This window comes from Mycobacterium pinniadriaticum (genome assembly GCF_026242045.1).
GTDB lineage: Bacteria > Actinomycetota > Actinomycetes > Mycobacteriales > Mycobacteriaceae > Mycobacterium > Mycobacterium pinniadriaticum.
In genome coordinates this window covers 129,851-150,737 of sequence record NZ_JAPJDO010000004.1, presented here as the reverse complement: position 1 = coordinate 150,737, position 20,887 = coordinate 129,851, and the positions used below count along the sequence as shown (strand labels likewise).

The following is a 20,887-nucleotide window of genomic DNA, read 5'->3' as shown; positions in this document are numbered from 1 at the left end:
ATGTCTCCCTATCCACCCGGCCGCAGCAACGGAACATGTTGCGGCAGTGGCTGCACACCGTCAGGAACGGTGATGCCGCCGTTGGTGTTCGGATAGACCGAGTGCTCGGTGATATGGGGATTGCTGCCGCCCGGGCAGGCCCGGTCGGTTCCTTCACCACACAGGCCGTTGAGGAAGTACGAACGCTGCTGCAGGTCGGCAGGCCAGGGCTCGCCGTTGATGGCGATCAACGTGTTGGGTACGTTGTAGAACAGGAACATCGCGAGGTTGACGAACCCGATGACGGCGAACGCCCTCAGCGCCAGGGTCTTTCGCGGGCTCAGGCCGAGTTTGGTAACGCCACGTTCCACCACCGTCAGGCCGCGGTCGTCGCGGAAGAACTTCAACGCGGCCATCGCCGTGAATACCGCGCCGATCGTCAGCATCTCGTTGAGCGGGTACTTGTGATACGTATCTGCGAACAGACTCCAGTGCCCGCCCGGGTACTCAAAGATACCCAGGGGCAACCAGATGATGCCCTCGAGCACGACATCGAAGGCACACATCACGACGAACCCGAATGCGATGATGCCCGCGGTCCCGGTCTGGGGCCGGCGAGCCTTGAACTTGCGCATCGCCCAGCACCCGAAGCCGGCGCCGATGGCCATGATGTAGGTGTATGCGGCCGGTAGGAACAGAATCGGTTCGACGAGCATCTGCCCGGGCCTGCCGTAGGCGTTGAACCACGGCACATCATTGGCCCACGACCCGAAGTTCACCATGTAGGCGTTGTAGGTGAACCAGTGGTTGCCGGCCGAGGACCACACATCCTGGCAGAAGATGGTGAAGCCGGCGATGACGAACAAGCCATCGATGCCGACCTGGCGGTCTCGGCGCCATGGCCGGATGACGAGGAAATACAGCATCGTCAGCGCCAGCGGGATCGAAATCACCTGCCAAGCAATCAGTTCGATCTTCATCCAGGTAGGCGGCTCCGATGGTCCTTGCGGCACCGTCTTGAAGTTCGGCCCGGTGACCCAACTGGTGATGATGTAGGTGTGCAGCAGGACGAACGCCAGCCCGATACCGGCCCAGATCTTGACGGCCGGGGTCTTGTTGTCACGTCCGGGATCGGTGGTTGCGACGCCGGCAACGGCATTTGAGTGCGTGGTCGCCATATCAGGCCTCCTGTAGCTGGGGGGATGGGTCGGCGATGGTTTCGTCGGCCTGATCGACACGGCCGCGGTTGATGTTCTTGATGGTCTCGATCGTCAGCGCGAGTTCCCAGACAAAGAAGACGCCCACCGGGATGTAGAGGGCCATGACCCCGTTCCAGGCGAATGGCCCGGTCTTGAAGTACTCCATTCCCGCTGCACCGCAGAACAGCAACGCGGTCCACAGCGAGATGTAGGCGACGTAGCGCGGATAGACCGGCCGCTCACTGCGATCACAGAAGATCGCCAGCGCGATCACCAACGCCCAGACGACGAATGGGGTCCAGGTGAACAGGAACAGGAAATAGGCGATGTCGTTGAGCACCATCACGGTCTCGTCGGAGTAAACGCCCGGGCGGAAGGCGGCGACGGCCCAGAACATGCACATCAACACGACGACAGTGGTACCGACGGCAACACAGATCACCTGCACGTAGGTCAGGATCGGGAATCGCCGTTCCGTGCGCCGGATCTGCGCGGCGATCACCGCGCCCCACGGGGCGATCAGGGACATGCTGATCACCGACACCATCGCTCCGACCCGAATCGCCATCGTGTGCTCGGCGAATTTGCGCGCCACCGTGGCCGCGCCGTCGCTCGGCGCAACGAGCGGGGGGATGAACTGGCCGAGAAACACCGCCCCAATCGCAAACAGCACCGCGCACAGCGGGCCGCACCACACGCAGATCAGCTGCATCTTTCGATTCACATCCAGCCCCGTTCCCTTAAACTTAATTGGATTAAGTTTAAGGGAAGCGTAGCCGACCGTGTGACCGCTGTCACCCCCCATTTCGGTGCTTTCGGCCGCCGGGGCCGTTCGACACCGGCCAGTACAGTAGGAGGCCGAGTCACTCAGGAGGGATGTTGGGACGACCACCCTCGCCGCTCGTCACCCGCGAAAGCGCGGGTCGGATGGCGTTGACGATCATCGACAAGGACGGCCTCGAAGCCTTCACCTTGCCTCGACTCGCAGCGCAGATGGGTGTGTCGACACCAGCGCTGTATCACCATTTCGCTGACCGCAATGAGCTGTTGACTCTGGTGGCACATCTCGTCGTCGGCGAAGCGGTGCGGCCCCCGCGGCCTAAGCGCCGAAAGGACTGGCAACAGTGGGTGCTGGACAGCAGCCTCAATCTTCGAGAGGCCGTACTACGTCATCGCAACGCGGCGCCCATCTTGCTGCAGTTTCCGCCCCGGGTCCTCGTCGGGAAGCGGTACGACGAGGCCGCCGAGGTCCTGGCGTGGGCCGGCGTGCCGAAGGCGCTGTTGATCCAGATCCTCGACGGGATCGAAACACTGGCCATGGGCGCCACCTTGACGGCCGCGGTGCGCCAGCAGGCTCTGGAGCCGATCTTCCCGGGGGCAGAAGAGGGGCAACTGCCTTCGCTAGCAATGGCATTGGAGCACAACGACTGTGACGAGCTGCAACTCTATTCAGAGGCAATTCTGAGCTTCCTGGACGGCGTCATGCATCGGCATGAAGCCGCACAGTGAACGATGTCATCGCTTCCGGCGTGTCGGTCAGATTGTCGTCTGGTTCCCGAACGTGTCCATCCGGGCGGTCAGGGTCGCCAGTTGTTCACGAAATTCTGCAATCGCGTCGTCGGCAGCGGGGCCGACCGCGGGGGCACTCGGCTCGTCGATCACCGTCTCTTGGTCGGTCGCTCGGCACAGGACGAATGGCATGACGAGCAGCCAGACGAAAAACGCCGTGAACGGAATCCAGAAGATGAAGATGCCGTCCCAGGCAAACGGGCCTGACTTGAAGAAGATCATGACCGTACCTGGCAGGAAGGCGAATCCAACCCAGATGTTGAAGTAGCCGACCCAGCGGGGAAAGACAGGTACTGCCTGGCTATCCTGCAGAATCACAATGCCGATGATGACGAGTTGGACGAATCCTGTTGATGCCACGCCGAAGAACGTCAACCAACCCATGTCGTTGAGCGTCTGCTGAATCGCGCCGTCACGTCCGGGCCGGAACGCGGCGGTTTGGATGGCCATCATTGGGAAGATGATCTCCAGGATGAAGCACGCTCCGAGTACCAGCTGCGCGTACGCGAGTGTGGGCCGGGGTCCTTCGATCCTGCGCATCTGAACGGAAATCACAGCGAAGAACGGACCCAGTAAGGCTGCTCCCAAGACCATCACCATCATGCCGGTGCGGATCCCGAGTGTTCGCTGTTGGAAGATCACCTCAATGCCGGCGGGGCTCGTCAACGGAGCCGGCGGCGGCACGAACCGTGCACACACGGCCAAGCCGATAATGCAGACCACAATCACAGCAGGTCCACACCACGCACTTACCTTCTGGGTCAACGCGGCGGATCTGTGCGACATCCGTCGAGAATCATCAATTACCAACGCAACTTCCAATCTCTGTTCCCGATTGCCGCGGCGTTAGGCTAGGCGTTCTCCAGCTGCCCGTGGGCCGGCGATCCCTGTGTTGCATCAACTTTGGCGCCGTTAGTTGCCGCCATCGACGGTCCATCGTGATGCTTCATGATATTGCGGATCTTCGGGGCCAACTGCGCGCCGACGAAAGTGGCTGCGACGCCGAGCACGATCGTGTAGGTCGCCGCCAGGTGCGCGACAAGCGGGCTGGCGCCGGAGTGCAGCGCGGCGACGGTGGGCCAACTGACAAATCCATACGAGACATACATCGACCCGATCATCACCGGCGGAATCGCGACGATGGCCCACTTCGACTTGAAGCTCATCACAACCAGGATCAGGAACGCTGGTACGAGATCGAAGAGGCGGTTGGTGCTGATGAACCACAGTGGCAGCGGGAACCAGTGCTCGTTGAAGAACGGTTGGTTGTCGCCGTAATACGTGTAGAGCTTGGCGATCTTGATGATCGGTATTTCCAGCATCAGGTCGGCTACCGCGATGCCGCCGAAGATGTAGAGGAAATCGCGGGGCCGGCACCCATTGCGGATACGTTGAATGATGAACAGCGATCCGCCTCCGATGAACCACAAGTAGACCGGCGCAACCCATAGGGGAACGTAGGTCCCCCAGAACTCGATCATCCGCCAGGCGCCGATCTCGGCGTACCAAAGCTTGCCTGCCCTGTCGACGGCTCCTTCGAACAGGACCGCCCCGAATGCACCACTGAAGAGGATCACCATTCGGAACAGCAGCTCCCACCAGTCACGATGCCGAACCGGATTGCGGGCCGCGAGGTAGACAGTCAGGGCGGCAATGCCGAAGTGCAGCACTCCGAAGATCCACTGCCACATCGGGTCGACCACCATGTCGACGGGTGCGTCGATTGGCGGGTTCATAGACTCCTCCTCAAATCCATAGCAACCGAGGATTTCCTCGGTTAAGGTAATCGCACCTACGCTGTTCATCACCGTATTGTTGGGGTGATCTTGGCATATGCGGGTCTGTTGCGTCTAGATTTACCGAATAATTCCTCGGTAGAAAGTGGGTGGATCGTGCAAGACTTCGACATCGTGGTCGTCGGCGGTGGACACAACGGCCTGGTCGCGGCCAACTACCTGGCCGACGCCGGCTACCAGGTGGCGGTGTGCGAGAGCAACCCGGCAGTCGGCGGGATGACCGCCACCAGCACGGCGATCGACGCGGCACCACAGCACCTGATCAACAGCTTCTCGGTCGATGCGTTCTTCTGGGATTCGTTCCCCGCATCGGCTGACCTCAATCTTGATCAATATGGTCTGCGCCGCAACGAGATTGATCCAGGTCATCTATATCTACATCCAGAAGGCGGCTCGATCGGATTCTGGTGCGACCCCACCCGAACCGCCGACGACATCCGGCGCTTCTCCCCCGCCGATGCCCGCGCCTACCTCGAATTCGCGGAAATGCTCGGGTGCTTCTCCGACATCATGCTGCGACTGGCCCGCACGAACCCGGTCCGCCCCGACCCGTCGGCAATCGGTTATGCGGCCAGACGCGCGTTGTCTCGCCGCCGACAGGTCAGCGACCTACTGCACCTTCCGATCAGTTCGGTATCGGAGATCATCGCCGAGCGCTTCAGCCACCAAGTGGTCCGCGACGCCCTGCACGCCTCTTCGGGATCGACCGTCCCCAATGATATGAGCGGCACCGGTGTTGCGTTTCTGTGGCTGGCCACGATGCACCGCTTCACGTGCAAGCGACCAGTCGGCGGTGTGCAAGCCATCCCCGACGCTTTGGCGCGCCGCCTCCAGGCCAAACAGGGCACAGTAGTGACCAATTCGCCCGTCGCGGAGATCGTCGTCAACGGCAGGCGGGCGGCGGGCCTCCGCCTCGTCGACGGCACTCGTATCGGAGCACGCAAAGCGGTGGTCGCGAGCTGTGACCCCCGCACGGCATTGGGAACGTTGGTGCCGAGCCAGGTTCTACCCGCACAGACAATCTCTGCGGTCGAGAACATTCCCGTCACCAACTTGAACTATGGGCAGGCGAAAGTCGACCTGGCGCTGAATGGCACGGTCACCATGAAGCGTCATCAAGACTGGCGCCGCGACGACCTTGACGTCCGTCGCCCATCGCACATGATCGGCACTGAAGCCGGGATGCGGCGGCTCTTCGCCAAATCCGCCGCCGGTCTTCTCCCCAACGCGGAAGAGCTCTCGCTGTGGCCGGTCATCCCGACCGCTCTCGACCCGACCCAGGCGCCGCCCGGACAGGACACCGTCTACTTGTACTGCGCGGTGGTTCCCTACGCTCCCGACGGTGGATGGGACAGCGCCAAAGACAAATTCGCCGAAACCGTACTGGATGCGGCAGCGTTGTACTACGGCGGCCTCAGGGATCTGGAGATAGGCAGACAAGTTCTGACCAACGATGACATCGCGAAGCGCACGCACGCCTGCGGCGGCAACGTCGCCCACGTCGATATGGTGTTGAGCCGGTCCGGGCCGCTACGGCCGGCCCGCGGTCTCGGCGGCTATACGACGCCTGTTGAAGGTCTCTACCTCGGATCGTCGGGAAGCCACCCCGGAGGCGGAATCACCGGAGGTCCGGGTTATCTCGCCGCCCGGAAGGTGATCAAGGACCTGCGCCCTCGGCGCCTCGTGCGGCGTCCGCCCTGGAGCAACCTATTCTAATGGTCGTAACACTCAACCCATGACCCGAAGGGCGATTTGGTGGCACCACCGCGTCGCAGCGACCGCCAGCCGTACACGGTCGATTCCCTGACCGACATCGCGGTGCCGCTCTTCATCAGCCGGGGTTACGACGCAACACGCATCGAGCACATCGCCAAGGCCGCCAATATCTCCCAATCCAGCCTTTACCACCATGTCCGGGGCAAGGAAGACCTGCTCAAGCGTGCCCTCGAACGTGCCGTCAGCGCGCACTGGGCCGTCCTCGCGGAGCCGGATTCGTGTGACGGCGAGGCGGTGGCACGCCTGGTCCACATCATGCAGCGCTTGATGACCGAGCAGCTGCGGCTTCAGCCCGAAATGACCCTGCTGCATCGCTCACGGGGCAACAACGAGACCGAGCGGTGGGCGATCGACGAGGTCGGGAAATTCGAAGACGTGGTGTCGGACCTGGTCCATCAGGCACAGGCCAACGGCAAGCTACGAACGGATTTGGATGCCGGCTTGATGGTCCACCTTGCCTTCGGCATGACTGACTCGGTCGTCGAGTGGTTCCGGCCCGACGGCACGTGGAGTCATCGCCAGGTCATCGACACCCTGCTGGCAGTCATGCTCGACGGCACCCGCGCCACCCCACGAAACGCTCCGACCTGAATCAGCCCTCTGGCACCTGGAGACCGCGCACGGTCAGCGTCGTCATCGCTTCGATGACTTGTCGGTACGCCGCGTCTTTCTGCAGTCCCATCCAGTCGCCGTGCAGCGCGAGGGACAACACCATCGCGAACATCGCGCGCACGGTCGGACCCAAATCGAAGCCGGAGAACCCACGCTCGACGGATTCGGTGCCGACGACCTCCTCGATGAGGGTGAGCACGTCGGCGAAGGCCTCATCCACCTGACTTGCCGCCGCGGTCGGGAGGTCGTCGAACTGGCGCGCAGCCATCAACGCGAGAAGGACCTCGCGTTCACCGTGCAGGACCTCGAACAGCCCCGTATAGAGGTCAAGGCCCTCTTCGTAGGGGCTGCGCACGCCATGTTCGCGGCCGCGGTAATCGGCCATGTACTGCTGGATGAACGAGGTGAACGGGGCCACGACCGCTTCTTGGAACAGGGTTGCCTTGGTGCCGAAGTGACGGAAGATCATCACCTCCGTCACTCCGGCACGCTCGGCGATATCACGAGTGGAAGTGCCCTTGTAGCCACGCTCGGCAAAGATGTCGCGCGCAGCGGCGAGCAGCAGCTGACGCCCCCGACCTCGTACGCTGACGGTGGCTTTCACTGGGGGCATGCCACCTGACCCTAGCCGGTCGCGAAGTCGATCTTGGCCCGGCGGTAGAGCAACACGGTGTTCACTGTCATCCCGGCGGCAAAAAACAGCGTCGGCAGCCAGATACCGACGATGCCGTCCCAGGAAAACGGTCCCGATTTGAAGAACACCGCGGCAACGCCACCCGCCCCGATCGTCGCCACCCACAAGTTCATGTACGCCGCCCAGCGAGGCCAGGTGGGATCGGGCCGAGTGTCCATGAAGCCCGCGATCGCCATGCAGACATACTGCATGGAGTAGGTGGGGATCAGCATCGTCCACACCAGCCACCCGTAGTCGTTGAAACCACGGATGATCTCCGGGCTGATGTCGGGGCGGAAGCTCGCCAATAGCCACATCAAGCAGATGATTTGGAAGAATGCGACGAGAACGACCGCGCCGCCGAATTGAATGGGCGCCAGCAGCGACCCGCGGCCCTCGATCTTGCGAATCTCTTTGGAGATGACCGTGTAGAACGGCAGCAGGAAGCTCGATGCGAACAGCGCTCCGATCAGCCCGAATCGGATCGAGGCTTGATTGTCGAGGTAGAAGTTGGCGATATCGACGGCACTTGCTGACGGCGACGGGGGCGGGAAGAACCCGGCAAGGAACACAAACGGAATTCCGAAACCGACGATGGCGATCGGCCAGGCCCAGATGCAAGCGTAGTGCACTCTGCGCCGGATTGCGACCGCAGCCGGGGAAGCCTCCTCAGCGCTGACCGCAGGGTAAGTGGTGGACATTGCATGCCTTTCTCGTGGAGGAGATTTCAGATGACGTGTTGGGACATTCCGAAGATGACGATGAGCACGCCGCACGTCACGACGCAGTAGGCCTCGAAGGCGCCGCGGAGTGCCATGGGGGCGTGGCGCAACTCCATGAAATACATTCCGATGAAACGGATCTTGATGAATGCGATGAGCAGAATGCTGAATCCCGCCAGCGAGTTCCCGCCACCGACACCCGGTACGTGATGGCGACCACCCAGGGACCAGGTCAACAGCGTCGCGAGGATCAGGACGAACCAGACAACGGTGGTTCGTGTTCGCAGCAGAGGTACGAGCGTCTCCATGGCGGTGTCTCAATTCAGAAGGTAGATGAGGGGAAACAGCACGATCCAGAGCAGGTCGACCATGTGCCAAAAACAACCGCCGCCTTCGAACCACGCGAGTTGGCGCGCGTCATGACGGTCCCGGCGGGCGGACACAAGGAGGTAGCTCAGCACCGCCAAACCGAGTAGGAGATGGAACCAATGCAGGCCGGTCAGAAGGAAATAGAACATGTAGAACGTGTTGGTCTGCGGCGTGATACCGGCGTCGATCTTTCCCGTGTACTCGACGACCTTGAGGACCGAGAACGCCAATCCACAACCAATCGCTCCCGCGATCAGCAGCGGCGCGGGCCGCGGCGTTCCTTTGCGCACGGCAGACACCGCCAGCACCACCAGCATTGAGCTCGCCAGCAACAGAAGTGTGTTGATCAGGCCGAACGTGGTGTTGAGGTGCTGCTGGGAGTCGTCGAACAATGCGACGTCCTTGCTGCGATACACCAGGAAGGTTGCGAACAGGACGGCGAATATCCCCATGTCCCCCAGGATGAAGATCCATATTCCAGCCTCACCTGGGACGTGATTTCGCCGCACTCCCTCGTCGGGTGCCATAGCAGAATGCGCGACCTGCGTCGCACTCATCGGGATGCCCTGCCGCGCAGAGGCATCCAGCCCTTCCGTGCGCGCAGGACGGCACGGGCGGCCTGCTGGCCTGGGATGCCGCAGATTCCGGCACTGGGATGGGTGCTGGCCCCGCTGAGGAACAGGCCATCGACGGGTGTGCGATATCCGGCGGCACCGCGCAGCGGCCGCAGGGGGCCAAAGCGGGTGGCGATCGGATCGACGTGATAGACGTTGCCATCGGGTGCACGGAACCGGGCTTCGATGTCCTCGGGCGTCATCACCCGACGCTCGATCTCGAGCTTCTCCAGCCCGTCGATGTACTTCGCAACATCACCGAGGACACTCTGGGCGGTCGGACCGGCCAGTTCCGGCCAGGGCCGCGCCGGGTGCGCCGGTGAAATGCCGGACCAGAACCAGAAGGTGTCCTGCCCGTCAGGCGCTTGGGACGTGTCCATCCCGGTCGGCAGGATCGCAAACCCGGGAAGCGGATCCGCGACGGCCCCCCGCGCGCACGCACTCCATGCCGCGACGTGGTCGTCGAACGTTGTCAAGCACAGCGCCGGCCGCCGAAGGTCTACATCGTCGCGACGATTGATCTGATGATTCGACAACTCGGCACGACCGCTCAATGCGATGTCGATCTTGAACGACGAGGCGTGGGTGGACGAGGTAGGAATGTAGGGCACTCGCTGCGCGAGACGATCCGGCAGTACACCGTCCGGTAGCCAGCGGCCCAGCACCGTGGCCGCATTGGTGGTGGTCACCACACTGCGCGCGTAGATCTGCTCACCGGACTCCAGTTGCACGCCGCACGCTCGCCCGCCCCGAATCACAAGGGATTCGACCGGGGCATCGAGCCTGACCGACCCACCGGCGTCGGCAAAGCATCTGGCCAGCGCGTCCGTGACGGCTCCGGTCCCGCCCTGGAACCGGCCGACCCCGACGCGGTGGATCAGCCCGAAATAGATGAGGACCCAAGCGGTTCCGTCAGCACTGATCGGAGCGAAGCACGGAACGGCCGCCAACAACGATTTGATGCGATGGTCGGTAAACCGGCTGTCGATGAACTCCGCTTGAGAGGTGGTCAAGAACTCCGTGAGTGGCCCGAATCGCCGGGGATGTCGCGCGGACCGGAGGGCTCCACTGGCGATCTCGGGCAGTGCCGGCCGCAACGGATTGCTGTTCATGTACGGCACGGCGATGTTCATCGCCGCCTCGAGTGCGTTGGCCAGTTCCAGGTAGGCGCGGCCGTCCGCCCGGTTGAAGCGCCCAACCTCCTCGGCCGTGCGGACCGGATCCCGGTGGATGCACAGCGAGCTGCCGTCGCCGTCGAGGAAGGCGTAGGGCGTACCGATATCCAGTTCGCGCAGCCCGTAGCGAGCAAGATCCAGGTCGCGTGCGATCGTGGTGGTTCGCCACAGTGACGAGTCCATCGCACCCTCGTTGATCCGGTGTTGAGGCGCCCCGGCCAGGACCGTATTTGTCGAGGTCATGCCACCCACCGCAGGCGACGACTCGACCACGAGCACCTTGAGACCCGCGCGTGCCAGGTAACACCCCGCCGTCAGGCCGTTGTGGCCCGCGCCCACGATCAGAACGTCAGCTTGGGGATCGTCCCGCGACATCCACTCTTCCTTCCTCGGCTTCACACTTGTATGTTTAGCACCTGCTATATGAGCACAGTCACAATCTGGACCTCGAGGAGACGAATGTCAACCACTACGCGTCCTGGCGGCAGCCAGGTTGACCACGGGACCGCACTCGTGAATCCCCAGATGACTTTTCAACGCATCTGCGCGATCAGCGGGATCATCTGTCCGCTGTTGTTCTTCGGCGCTTTCATCGCCGCCGGCTTCATTCCGCCGCTGGCTCCGTCATCGAGCGTGAGCGACATCGTCGCGCACTACCAGCAGCATGCGAACGGCATCCGGCTCGGCGCCGGAATCATGTTGCTCAGCGGCATGTTCTATGCGGCCTACACCGCGCTGATGTCCGGGCAGATGCAGCGGATCCGCGGTGTTCACCAGACGGTGGTCTTCACTCAGCTCGCCGCGGGGGCGTTTGCGTGCCTGACGTTCCTGGTGCCCGCCATGTTCTTTGCCGTGACCGCGTTCCGACCGGACCGGACACCGGAATTGACCCTGATGCTCAACGACATGTCCTGGATATTCCTGGTCATGCCCTGGCCTCCATTCATGGTCCAGAATTTCGCGTTCGCATTCGCCATCCTCTGCGACAAAGCCACACGACCGATCCTCCCCCGCTGGCTGGCCTACCTGAACATCTGGGCACCAATCGTATTCACCCCGGGCATCGTGCTCCAGTTCTTCAAGTCGGGGCCGTTCGCCTGGAACGGGATCTTTGTATTCTGGGTTCCAGCAACGGTTTTCGTTATTCAGTTCGCGTTCAATGCGGTGTGGTTACTGCGAGCGATCAAGGCCGAGCAAGCAGAGGCACTCGCCGCCTGACCGGATGCGGGCCCCTCATCGGGCGCTCACACGAATCACTCGAGAAGGATCAATGGAGATATTCGCTGGACTCGCCGAGTTCGAAACCGCCGCCGGTCGGGAACTGGGGCCGACCGATTGGGTCGAAATCACCCAGGACCGTGTCGACATGTTCGCCGACGCGACGGACGACCACCAGTGGATCCACACCGATCCTCCGCGGGCTGCCGATGGGCCATTCGGCGGCACCATCGCACACGGCCTGCTGACGCTGTCGCTGCTACCGCGCTTCATGGAGGAGCAATACCGCATCGAGGACGTCACGACTGCGATCAACTACGGCTTCAACACGATTCGCTTCATCGCCCCGGTTCCAGTGGGAGCACGGGTCCGAGGCCGCAGCCGGATCGCCGACGTCGCCGCGGTCGGGGAAGCAGTGCAGGCGACTATGGTCACCACGATCGAGATCGACGGAGTCGAGAAACCGGCTGCGGTGATCGAATCCATAGTCCGGTACCAGGCGTGAGCGATCAACGCCCCTGGAGCTGGTCCACGAGGCGGAACTTCTGCACCTTGCCGGTCGCCGTTGTGGGCAACTGTTCGGCGGTGCACAGCACGACCTTCTTGGGCACCTTGAACCGGGCCAGCCGAGTGCGGCATCGAGCCAAGACCTCGTCTTCGGTCAGCGAGGCCCCGGGAACCGGAACGACGACAACACAACCGATCTCGCCCCACCGGTCGTCGGTCAGGCCGATCGCGAACACCTGGCTGATGTCGTCGTAGGCGGCCAGCAGGTCCTCGATCTCCTTCGGCATGACCAGTTCGCCGCCACTCTTGTACAGCTCCTTGCTGCGACCGGTGACCCGCAGGTACCCGTCGGCCCCGACCGAGCCGAGATCTCCCGAGTGCAACCAGCCGTCCCGGAGTGCCGCGGCAGTGTCCTGCGGCCGATTCCAGTAGCCGATCATCGTCGTGGGACCGCGGGAGACGAGCTCGCCGTCGACGGTGTCGTACACGACCAACGCATCGCTGCCGTCGACGCCGGCGGTGCCGGCGATTTTGGGGCGACCCACCGTCTCGGCACAGCGGGTCAGCGGATCCTCGGGCAGTGTCAGCGCCATCGCACCGCCGCACTCGGTCATGCCGTAACCGGTGACGATCTCCTTGACGCCCAACTCGTCTCGGATCTGCTGCCACAACCTGATCGGCGCGGGGGCCGATCCGCACAGCACTGCTCGCAGCGAACTCAGATCGAAGTCACGGCGTGCCGGGCTTTCGACCATCGCCAGCGCCATCGTGGGGACACACAGCATGTCGTTCGCAGCATGCTCTTCGATGCCCGCGAAGTAGCCCTCAGCGCTGAATGTCGGCTGCAGGATCACCGCACCCCCGACGAACATCGCCGACAGCAGGCCTTCGATATAGGCGAACATGTGATAGCAGGGCAGTGAGAACAGAATTCGCCTGCCGTCCTGGTAGGCCCGGGTGAGCGCGGACGCATAGGCCGTTCGCAGCACCGCATCGTGGGACGTCACGACACCTTTGGGAAAGCCGGTGCTGCCCGAGGTGTAGAGCATGTCCGCCGGAGCGTCCGGAGTGACCGACGTTGGAGGACATCCCGATTCCATGACATCGTCCAGGCACAGTGCGCCTGGACGTGGGGCAACCGTGTCGGGGCCGGTGAGGACCACCGCCCGAACCGTCGACAGGGGGTCATCCACCTTGACCGGCCGGTCGGCGAAACCCGGTCCATCCCATCCTGGGACGATGCCGTCGAGCATGGATCCGTAGTCGAGGTGACCGAACCGGCTCATCGTCACGACCACCCGGCAGCCCGAATCGGCCAGGACATAGCGCAGTTCGTCCTGCCGGTAGAGGTAGTTGAACGGGACCGCGATGGCGCCGAGCCGTGCGATGGCGAACTTCACCGTGACGAACTCCGCGCAATTCGCGATCACCATCCCGACGCGGTCGCCCGGCACGACCCCGAGAGCGGCCAGCCCGGATGCCAGCAGCTCGGACTCGTCGGCCACTTGCCGATAGCTCAGCGTCACCTCATCGGTGATGACGAAGGGCCGTTCGGCGAAACGCGCCGCGCAGCGATCTAGCCAGTCAGCCAGGGGCATCGGCTGCCACACCGGGAACTGCGCCCGCAGCGCGTCCCGACGCAGATCGATGGCGGTGCTCACAATTCGGCTATCCGGCCCTGCAGGATCTCGTCCCGCACCGCGAACCGTTGAACCTTGCCCGTCGGTGTGACGGGGATCTGTTCGGCGACAAACCAGCGGACCGGCACTTCGTGGCGGGCGAGCCTGCCCTGTGCGTGGCCGATCAGAGCGTCCTTGAGACCCGGAGCGTAGTGCGAGATCTTCAGAACGGCCACGACGATCTCCCCGAGACGGTCGTCGGGCAATCCGACCACGACCGCGTCGATCACCGAATCATGCTCGGAGAGCACATCTTCGACACGTGCCGGCGCGATGTTCTCGCCGCCGCGGATGATCAGCTCCTTGAGCCGACCGGTAATCGTGAGGTAGCCACGTTCATCCATGGCACCGAGATCGCCGGTGCGCACGAAGCCGTCCACATCGAGCGCGGCCGACGTGGCATCGGGATCGTGCAGGTAGTGAACGAACTGCTGGTACCCGCGAGCGCAGAGTTCGCCGACCTGCCCGGCGGGGAGCACATCCCCCGTCATCGGATCGATCACCTTGCAATCCACCTGCGGTAACGGGCGGCCTACGGTGCGGCGGCGGTCCTCGAGGTCATCGGTTGGCCGCGTCAGGCTGAGCACCGGCGCGAGTTCGGTTTGGCCGTAGAGGTTGTAGACGTTCGCACCGAACAGCACGGTGGCCTCATCGATGAGCTGGGCGTCCACCGGGGAAGCTCCGCCCATGATCACGGCGAGCTGCGGGGCCGGCCGGTCGCTGGTCCGCTGATGGGCCACCAGTGCCGACAACACGGCGGGAACGTAGAACAGGACCTGAACCGCTTCTTCGCTCAACATATCGAGCACCGGGCCTGCGGAGAATCGTTCGGGCAGGACCACGGTGCCTGCCGCCCAGAGTGGGCCCAGGGTGCCGATGACGCATCCGGCCGTATGAAACATCGGCAGCGGATTCAGGCACACCGGGTGATCGGGAAGCGCCGCAGCTTCGACGGTGAGTTTGGCGACGTTGACCAGCGAGCGGTGCCTCAGCGCTACACCTTTGGGCCGGCCGGTGGTGCCCGAGGTGTATTGCAGCATGGCGATCGCGTCGGTGCCACAGTCCCCGTCGTCGAGTGCCGCGGGATCGACTTCGTCGGCACACCAAAGCGATGTGTCGGACAACGAGATGCACCGAAGGCCGGAAACCCGGGCGCCCACCCGAGCGGCCACTTCTGCCATCGGATGGTCGCGGTCGGTATCTGCATGCAGCAGGATCGTCGATCCGGAATGCGATACGGCGTAGTGCAAGTCGTCCTCGGTGAGCGCGGGGTTGAGGGCCACCAGCACCATGCCGGCGAATGCGGCACCGTACTGGATGATGGGCCACTCGAGGACATTCGGTGCCCACAGCGCGATGTGGCTGCCTCGGTCGGTCAACCTGGTCAGCGCGGTCGCAACCCGGCACGCCTCGACGAACACTTCTCCGTATGTCAGTCTGTCCCGCGTCGCCGTGCCATGGCGGGTACCGATCAGTGCCGTGCGGTAAGGGTGGCGGGTGGATTGTTGGGCCAGCAGTTCGCCTACCGTCAGGTCAACCAGCTCGGTGGAGCGGTCGGCCTGCCAGTAGGCGAGCTGAGTGCCGACGCTCATACCGGGTTGGTACCCAGCTTCGCCTGGCTCATGTCGCTGATCTCGGACCAGCGGTCGGTGATCTGCTCCAAGCTCGGCGGGGCCGTGAACGTGACACCGTCGTTCTGGAACTGGGCAACCCGTTGCACCAGTCCGCCCCCGACCACGAACACCGAGCCGGTGTCGTGATTCTGTTCAGAGAGCAGGTAGCCGACGGCCGGTGCAACGAGTTCGGGATCGAGCTTGTCGAGAACTTCCTGGGGCGCGATGTCGGCGGTCATTCGGGTGGCGGCCAGTGGCGCAATCGCATTGGCGGTGATGTTGTACTTCGCCCCTTCGATGGCCAGCGTGTTGATCAGTCCGACCAGCCCCGCTTTGGCGGCCCCGTAGTTGGCCTGCCCGAAGTTGCCGTACAGCCCGCTGGTCGAGGTGGCGACGACGATCCGGCCGAATCCCTGCTCCCGCAGGTGCGGCCAGGCCGCGTGGATGACGTGGTAGCCGCCGCCCAGGTGCACCTGCAGAACGGTGTCCCAATTCTCGTCCGTCATCTTGTGGAATGCACCGTCGCGAAGGATGCCCGCATTGCTGACAATGCCGTGCACCGCGCCGAAGTGCTCCAGCGCGGTGGCGACGATCTCGGCAGCACCCTCGGCGTTGGCCACCGAGGAGTAGTTGGCCACGGCAACGCCACCGTCGGCGCGGATCTCATCGACGACGGCGTCGGCCATGCTGGTGCCCGATCCCGAGCCGTCCCTGGCACCGCCGAGATCATTGACCACCACCAACGCTCCGTTGGCGGCGAGGAACCGCGCGTAGGCTCGGCCCAGTCCTCCTCCGGCTCCGGTGACGATGACGGCACGGTCCTGCAATCCTGGCATTGGTGGTTCTCCTTGTGGCGATTGTCAAGAGCCGCAGCGCGGCTCGCGGGATACTACTGAGATGAATGAGACGCACCCGCCGGGTCGGCCACCGAGATTGTGGGTGAGCGCGGTGTGCGGGTCGGTCAGCTGACGGGCGCCGGCCTGTCCGCGGAACTGCAGCCACGCCTCGTAGAGCATGCGCAGGCCGCTGGCCCCGACCGGGTGACCGAAGCTCTTCAGGCCACCGTCCGGGTTGACCGGCAGACGTCCGTCGGCATCGAACTCACCGCCGAGCACGTCCTTCCAGGCCTGGCCGGGATCGGCGAACCCGAGGTCCTCCATCAGGACGATCTCGGTCGGGGTGAAGCAGTCGTGTACCTCGGCCAGCGACAACTGCACGGCCGGGTCGTCGATGCCGGCCTGCGCATAGGCGTCCTTGGCCGACCGAACAACTTCTGGGAACGTGGTGAAGTCGTAGCCGGGGTCGGTCGTCCCCCGGGTCGAGCCCGCGACGAGTGACAACGCATTGACATACATTGGCGTATCAGTGAATTCGTGTGCCCGCTCGGCGGGCACGATCAATGCGCACGCTGCGCCGTCGGCGACACCCGAACAGTCGTACACCCCGAGCCGCCCGGCGACCTTGGGTGCGGCATCGATAGCCTCCTTGGCGACAGTCTTGCGAAACTGCGCCTTCGGATTGCGTGATCCGTTGTCGTGGTTCTTCCAGGCGACATGAGTCATCGCGTCCCGCATCTCGTCGGGGTGGACGCCGAATCGTGCGCAATAGGCCGGGTCGAGCAGTGAGAACGCGGCTGGGGCCGTCATCGACAACTCGGCAGCCGTCCCGTCGGCCGGTGGGTCCTGGCGCAGCAGCCCGGAGAATCCGGAGTCCTTGAGCTTTTCGACACCGACCGCCATCGCGATGTCGTACGCGCCGGCGGCGACGGCGTAGCAGGCGTTGCGGAATGCTTCCGAGCCCGAGGCACACATGTTCTCCACCCGGGTGACGGGCTTGTCGTCGCTGCCGAGCGCGCGGCTCAGCGTCAGGCCCGACATTCCGGAGCTCAGGGTGCCCAGCCAGTAAGCGTCGATGTCGGCACCGGTCAGGCCGCCCGTGGTGGACAGGCACTCCTGGTAGGCCTCGAGGATGAGGTCCTCGGTCGAGGTGTCGAAACGTTCCCCGAAGTGGCTGCAGCCCATCGCGACAACCGCAACCCGCCCGGCGATCCCGTTACTGGCCATCGCGAAGCACCGCCTTCCAGAAGTAGTTGTGCACCCCGTCTGCGGTGAACAGCCGCCGGAACGCGAAACCGACCCGGTCCCCCACCTGGATCTCGCGGGACCCCACGTCGGCCACTTCGACGGTGAAGCGGCCGCCGCCGTCGACATCGACGACGGCCTGAACCATCGGAGGCGACGGTGAGTAGGCAAGCCGATCGACGGTGTAGGTGACCACGGTGGCACCGAGCTCGGCGACCCTGACCATGCTCATCGGTTCTGCCGATCCGCACTGCCGGCACACCCGCAACGGTGGCAGGTGGACGAATCCACACTCATCGCAGCGGGTGCCGGTGAGGCCGAACTTCCACTCCAGCCCGCGCGCCGACGGCGGACCCGCCGGCTTCTCGGGTTCCGGGCGCCGGGGTGGCTCGAATTCGACCAGAACTCGCCAGGACAGGTACTTCAGGTAGTCGGCGGGGATGCCACCGGCGCGTTGCTCGGTGACGGTGCGTTGCTGGCGAGCGTCCTGCAATGCGGCGTGGGCGCGCAGCACCATCGCATCACAGCCATCGGTGGCCGACACCAGCAGGATGGTGTCACCGGGCTCGGCGATATCGAGCACGTCGCACAGCGCGATCGCCGCATCGGCGGCGCCGCTATACCCGACCGGCGAGGACCTGATCGTCTTGCGACCCTTGACCAGAGCTCCCGCAGCCTTGACGATTCCGGCGTTGGGGCACACCACCACGACGTGGTCGGCCTCGATCACCCCGGCGCCATCCAGGGCCTGCTCGGTGGCGGCCCGGACGAGCGCGGAGTAGCGCTGGGTGCCGAACCGCTCCTCCCATTGCCGGCCGGTGATCTCGGTGGGCATCCGCCAGCGGTCCAGGAATTCGTCGGTCAGTGCCGCGGTGGCCAGCACCTCGGCGATGACGGGTCCGTCACCGAACACCAGGGCCGCCGCGCCGTCGCCCCCCAGTTTCTCGTCAGCCGAGCCGGGACGGCCGACCCGAACGTCAGCGCAGACTGCCAATCCCCCGCCTGCCGCCGCAGTGCGGATCGCAGCGAATCCACTACGGCCCGAACCACACAGATCCGCGGCGAACACCTCGGGGGCCAGGTCAAGCGCTGCATGGATCGCCGCAGCATTGGTCTTGTCGGCGTACGCCGGGCTGGAGGTGGCGAAGTACACCGCTGAGGGTGTGGGGCGGCCGCGCAACGCCTGCGCAGCCGCGGCCACCGCCATCGTGGTCGAGTCCTCGTCGTAGCTCGCGACGACGCGGTCCCGCTTGGGAGTCCCGATGTCGGACCCCGCGAGTCGGAACGCCGGCAGGTAGCTCGCGTAGGCCAACAGTCCGGCCATCAGGCCACTCCCCGGAACACCGCGGCGATTCCCTGGCCGCCGCCGATGCACATGGTCTCGAGCCCTAATCCGCCGCCGCGCCGCCGCAGCTCGTGCAGCATCGTGGTCAGAATCCGCACCCCCGTCGCCCCGATCGGATGGCCGAGCGAGATCCCCGACCCGTTGACGTTGAGCCGGTCCTCGACGTCGTCGAGCTTGACGCCCCAACCGCTCAGCACGGCCAGCACCTGCACGGCGAAGGCCTCGTTGATCTCGATGAGGTCCATATCGTCGAACCCCAGACCTGTTTTGCTGAATAGCTTTTCGACTGCGCCGACGGGTCCGATGCCCATCCGGGACGGTTCGCAGCCCACCGCGGCCCAACCTTCGAGATAGCCGATGGGTTCCAGGCCCAGGTCCTCGAGCCGGTCCTCGGCCACCACCAGGCATGCCGCGGCGGCGTCGTTCTGCTGGCTGGAATTGCCGGCGGTGACCGTGCCGTCCGGCATCATGGTGCGCAATCGGCCCAGGGTCTCGGGTGTGGTGTCGGGACGCACGCCCTCGTCACGGTCCACCGTGACCGGCTCGCCGCGGCGCTGCGGCACCGGCACAGTGACGATTTCGTCGTCGAAGGCACCGGCCTGCTGTGCCGCGGCGGCACGCTGATGGCTGCGGGCGGCGAAGGCGTCGGCGGCATCACGCCCGATGCCGAAGTCGCGCGCCAGATTCTCGGCGGTCTCGATCATCCCGCTGATCGCGCCGAATCGCCATGCCGGCTGCGACATTTCCCGTCCGCGGTCCAGCCGGTCGTAGAGCACCTGGTTACCCGACCTCGAGCCCCAACGCGCGGTGGTGGTGTAGTGCTCGATATTGCTCATCGATTCGACGCCGCCGGCCAAGACCACGTCGGCCGCCCCGGTCCGCACTGTCATCGCGGCGGTGACCACGGCCTGCAGGCCGCCACCGCAGCGGCGATCGATCTGCAGACCGGGCACGCTGATCGGCAGGTCGGCGTGCAGGGCCACCCACCGGCCGATGCAGGGCGCCTCGGAATTGGCGTAGGACTGCGCGAATACGACGTCTTCGATGGATGCGGGATCGACGCCGCTCGCCTCGACGACGGCGCGGGTCACCCGCGCGGCGAGGTCCTCGGCCCGCAGGGGTCGCAGTGATCCACCGAAGGTGCCGACGGGAGTGCGCCGTGGCGCGACGATCGCGGCGCGTCTCATGATGCGTCGTCCCGCCACCGGTTTGCCGACGGGTCGAGCAGCGCGGTGAGACGCTCGTCGGGCAGCCACACGATCGTCTCCAATTCCAGCGCATCTAGATAGCGAACCCGGCCGGTGCGCAGATCTTCCAGTCGTAGTCGAGGGCCGTTGGCCTCGACGTCGATCGTCACAGAGACTTCGGCGAATTCACTGGCGACCACACACAGCGGTGTTTGATCAGATTCCACGCGTGCCTCAGATCAAGAAGCCGAGGGTGGGCACCGGCCGGTCGTTGTCCACCAGGACAACCTTCTTGTAGGCCAGTCGAAGCTCGTCATCGGTGCGGCGTAGCCGATAGGTGGTACGTCCGCCCCACAGATGCGTTCCCCTGGTGCGCGATTCCAGCAGCAGGAAGTTCGCGCCCACCTCGAGGTCGGTTCCGCCCGCGGGATTGGTTCTGCCGCCGAGGAATTCGATGTTGGTCAGCAGGCGACGCATGTTCGACGGGGGTGCCTGCGCGTAACGCTTACCGGTGCGGATCTGCTTCAGCCGCGTGCCGATCCGGCTTCGGTTGTCGCAGATGATCGCCATCTGGTTGCCGGGCCGAGCATCACTGGCACCGTTGGCCGGCACCCAATAGAGGGCGTCGTCGGTCCACAACGCCTCCCAGGAGTCGTAGTCGTTCTCGTCGGCGAAGCGGGCCTCGCGGTAGAGGAACTGCTCGACCTCGAACCGGTCGAATTCGATGGGCACCGGCAAGAGTTCATCTGCGGCGGTCACACTGGTGGTCATCG

Annotated in this window: 22 protein-coding genes; 5 read left to right on the top strand and 17 right to left on the bottom strand. The window is 64.3% G+C overall.

Features of this window, described 5'->3' with window-relative positions:
- Positions 1-8 precede the first annotated feature (8 nt).
- A complete protein-coding gene (locus ORI27_RS06710; protein ID WP_265995883.1) occupies positions 9-1,157 on the bottom strand; it encodes a spirocyclase AveC family protein in 1,149 nt (382 codons plus the stop codon).
- A gap of 1 nt (position 1,158) precedes the next feature.
- A complete protein-coding gene (locus ORI27_RS06705; protein ID WP_265995884.1) occupies positions 1,159-1,902 on the bottom strand; it encodes a hypothetical protein in 744 nt (247 codons plus the stop codon).
- 152 nt (positions 1,903-2,054) lie between these two features.
- Between ORI27_RS06705 and ORI27_RS06700 the strand changes: the two genes are divergently transcribed.
- A complete protein-coding gene (locus ORI27_RS06700) occupies positions 2,055-2,687 on the top strand; it encodes a TetR family transcriptional regulator (RefSeq protein WP_266073903.1) in 633 nt (210 codons plus the stop codon).
- A 27-nt stretch (positions 2,688-2,714) separates the two neighbouring features.
- Here ORI27_RS06700 and ORI27_RS06695 read toward each other — a convergent pair whose 3' ends face one another.
- Together ORI27_RS06695 and ORI27_RS06690 are read right to left on the bottom strand one after the other, a co-directional pair.
- The gene (locus ORI27_RS06695) at positions 2,715-3,476 is read right to left on the bottom strand and encodes a hypothetical protein (RefSeq protein ID WP_265995886.1); all 762 of its coding nucleotides are present in this window, start codon (positions 3,474-3,476) and stop codon (positions 2,715-2,717) included.
- A 122-nt stretch (positions 3,477-3,598) separates the two neighbouring features.
- Positions 3,599-4,483: a hypothetical protein gene (locus ORI27_RS06690; protein ID WP_265995887.1), complete on the bottom strand. Its 885-nt coding sequence runs from the start codon at positions 4,481-4,483 to the stop codon at positions 3,599-3,601.
- Positions 4,484-4,639: 156 nt separating this feature from the next.
- Between ORI27_RS06690 and ORI27_RS06685 the strand changes: the two genes are divergently transcribed.
- Both ORI27_RS06685 and ORI27_RS06680 read left to right on the top strand, forming a co-directional pair.
- Positions 4,640-6,259 carry a phytoene desaturase family protein gene (locus ORI27_RS06685; protein ID WP_265995888.1) on the top strand — a complete coding sequence of 540 codons (1,620 nt, stop codon included), beginning with the start codon at positions 4,640-4,642 and terminating at the stop codon, positions 6,257-6,259.
- 39 nt (positions 6,260-6,298) lie between these two features.
- Positions 6,299-6,910: a TetR/AcrR family transcriptional regulator gene (locus ORI27_RS06680; protein ID WP_265995889.1), complete on the top strand. Its 612-nt coding sequence runs from the start codon at positions 6,299-6,301 to the stop codon at positions 6,908-6,910.
- Position 6,911: 1 nt separating this feature from the next.
- Here ORI27_RS06680 and ORI27_RS06675 read toward each other — a convergent pair whose 3' ends face one another.
- The 5 genes from ORI27_RS06675 to ORI27_RS06655 are packed head-to-tail and all read right to left on the bottom strand — an operon-like array spanning position 6,912 to position 10,859.
- Positions 6,912-7,535, bottom strand: coding sequence for a TetR/AcrR family transcriptional regulator (locus ORI27_RS06675; protein WP_265995890.1), 624 nt, complete (start codon positions 7,533-7,535; stop codon positions 6,912-6,914).
- 20 nt (positions 7,536-7,555) lie between these two features.
- Positions 7,556-8,305 carry a hypothetical protein gene (locus ORI27_RS06670; protein ID WP_265995891.1) on the bottom strand — a complete coding sequence of 250 codons (750 nt, stop codon included), beginning with the start codon at positions 8,303-8,305 and terminating at the stop codon, positions 7,556-7,558.
- A 26-nt stretch (positions 8,306-8,331) separates the two neighbouring features.
- Positions 8,332-8,634, bottom strand: a complete 303-nt coding sequence (locus tag ORI27_RS06665; protein WP_265995892.1) for a cytochrome C oxidase subunit IV family protein — start codon at positions 8,632-8,634, stop codon at positions 8,332-8,334.
- A gap of 9 nt (positions 8,635-8,643) precedes the next feature.
- Positions 8,644-9,252, bottom strand: coding sequence for a cytochrome c oxidase subunit 3 family protein (locus ORI27_RS06660; RefSeq protein WP_265995893.1), 609 nt, complete (start codon positions 9,250-9,252; stop codon positions 8,644-8,646).
- Positions 9,249-10,859 carry a phytoene desaturase family protein gene (locus tag ORI27_RS06655; RefSeq protein ID WP_265995894.1) on the bottom strand — a complete coding sequence of 537 codons (1,611 nt, stop codon included), beginning with the start codon at positions 10,857-10,859 and terminating at the stop codon, positions 9,249-9,251. The genes ORI27_RS06660 and ORI27_RS06655 overlap by 4 nt, the downstream gene beginning before the upstream one ends.
- 258 nt (positions 10,860-11,117) lie before the next feature.
- Between ORI27_RS06655 and ORI27_RS06650 the strand changes: the two genes are divergently transcribed.
- On the top strand, positions 11,118-11,702 hold the full coding sequence (locus ORI27_RS06650) for a hypothetical protein (RefSeq protein ID WP_265995895.1): 585 nt from the start codon (positions 11,118-11,120) through the stop codon (positions 11,700-11,702).
- Between the two features lie 52 nt (positions 11,703-11,754).
- Positions 11,755-12,207 carry a MaoC family dehydratase gene (locus ORI27_RS06645; protein ID WP_265995896.1) on the top strand — a complete coding sequence of 151 codons (453 nt, stop codon included), beginning with the start codon at positions 11,755-11,757 and terminating at the stop codon, positions 12,205-12,207.
- 4 nt (positions 12,208-12,211) lie between these two features.
- Here ORI27_RS06645 and ORI27_RS06640 read toward each other — a convergent pair whose 3' ends face one another.
- The 8 genes from ORI27_RS06640 to ORI27_RS06605 are packed head-to-tail and all read right to left on the bottom strand — an operon-like array spanning position 12,212 to position 20,885.
- Entirely contained in the window at positions 12,212-13,807 is a 1,596-nt protein-coding gene (locus tag ORI27_RS06640) for a class I adenylate-forming enzyme family protein (RefSeq protein ID WP_265996053.1), read from the bottom strand.
- Positions 13,808-13,866: 59 nt separating this feature from the next.
- Positions 13,867-15,480, bottom strand: a complete 1,614-nt coding sequence (locus ORI27_RS06635) for a class I adenylate-forming enzyme family protein (RefSeq protein WP_265995897.1) — start codon at positions 15,478-15,480, stop codon at positions 13,867-13,869.
- Positions 15,477-16,337, bottom strand: a complete 861-nt coding sequence (locus ORI27_RS06630; RefSeq protein WP_265995898.1) for an SDR family oxidoreductase — start codon at positions 16,335-16,337, stop codon at positions 15,477-15,479. Before ORI27_RS06630 ends, ORI27_RS06635 begins: the two co-directional genes overlap by 4 nt.
- Positions 16,338-16,361: 24 nt before the next feature.
- Positions 16,362-17,564: an acetyl-CoA acetyltransferase gene (locus ORI27_RS06625; RefSeq protein ID WP_265995899.1), complete on the bottom strand. Its 1,203-nt coding sequence runs from the start codon at positions 17,562-17,564 to the stop codon at positions 16,362-16,364.
- Positions 17,554-18,909 carry a zinc ribbon domain-containing protein gene (locus ORI27_RS06620; RefSeq protein ID WP_265996054.1) on the bottom strand — a complete coding sequence of 452 codons (1,356 nt, stop codon included), beginning with the start codon at positions 18,907-18,909 and terminating at the stop codon, positions 17,554-17,556. Before ORI27_RS06620 ends, ORI27_RS06625 begins: the two co-directional genes overlap by 11 nt.
- Complete coding sequence (locus ORI27_RS06615) at positions 18,906-20,114, bottom strand: acetyl-CoA C-acetyltransferase (RefSeq protein ID WP_265995901.1); 1,209 nt, start codon at positions 20,112-20,114, stop codon at positions 18,906-18,908. Before ORI27_RS06615 ends, ORI27_RS06620 begins: the two co-directional genes overlap by 4 nt.
- Positions 20,111-20,314: a hypothetical protein gene (locus ORI27_RS06610; RefSeq protein WP_265996055.1), complete on the bottom strand. Its 204-nt coding sequence runs from the start codon at positions 20,312-20,314 to the stop codon at positions 20,111-20,113. Before ORI27_RS06610 ends, ORI27_RS06615 begins: the two co-directional genes overlap by 4 nt.
- Positions 20,315-20,348: 34 nt before the next feature.
- Positions 20,349-20,885, bottom strand: coding sequence for an aromatic-ring-hydroxylating dioxygenase subunit beta (locus tag ORI27_RS06605; protein ID WP_265995902.1), 537 nt, complete (start codon positions 20,883-20,885; stop codon positions 20,349-20,351).
- Positions 20,886-20,887 lie beyond the last annotated feature (2 nt).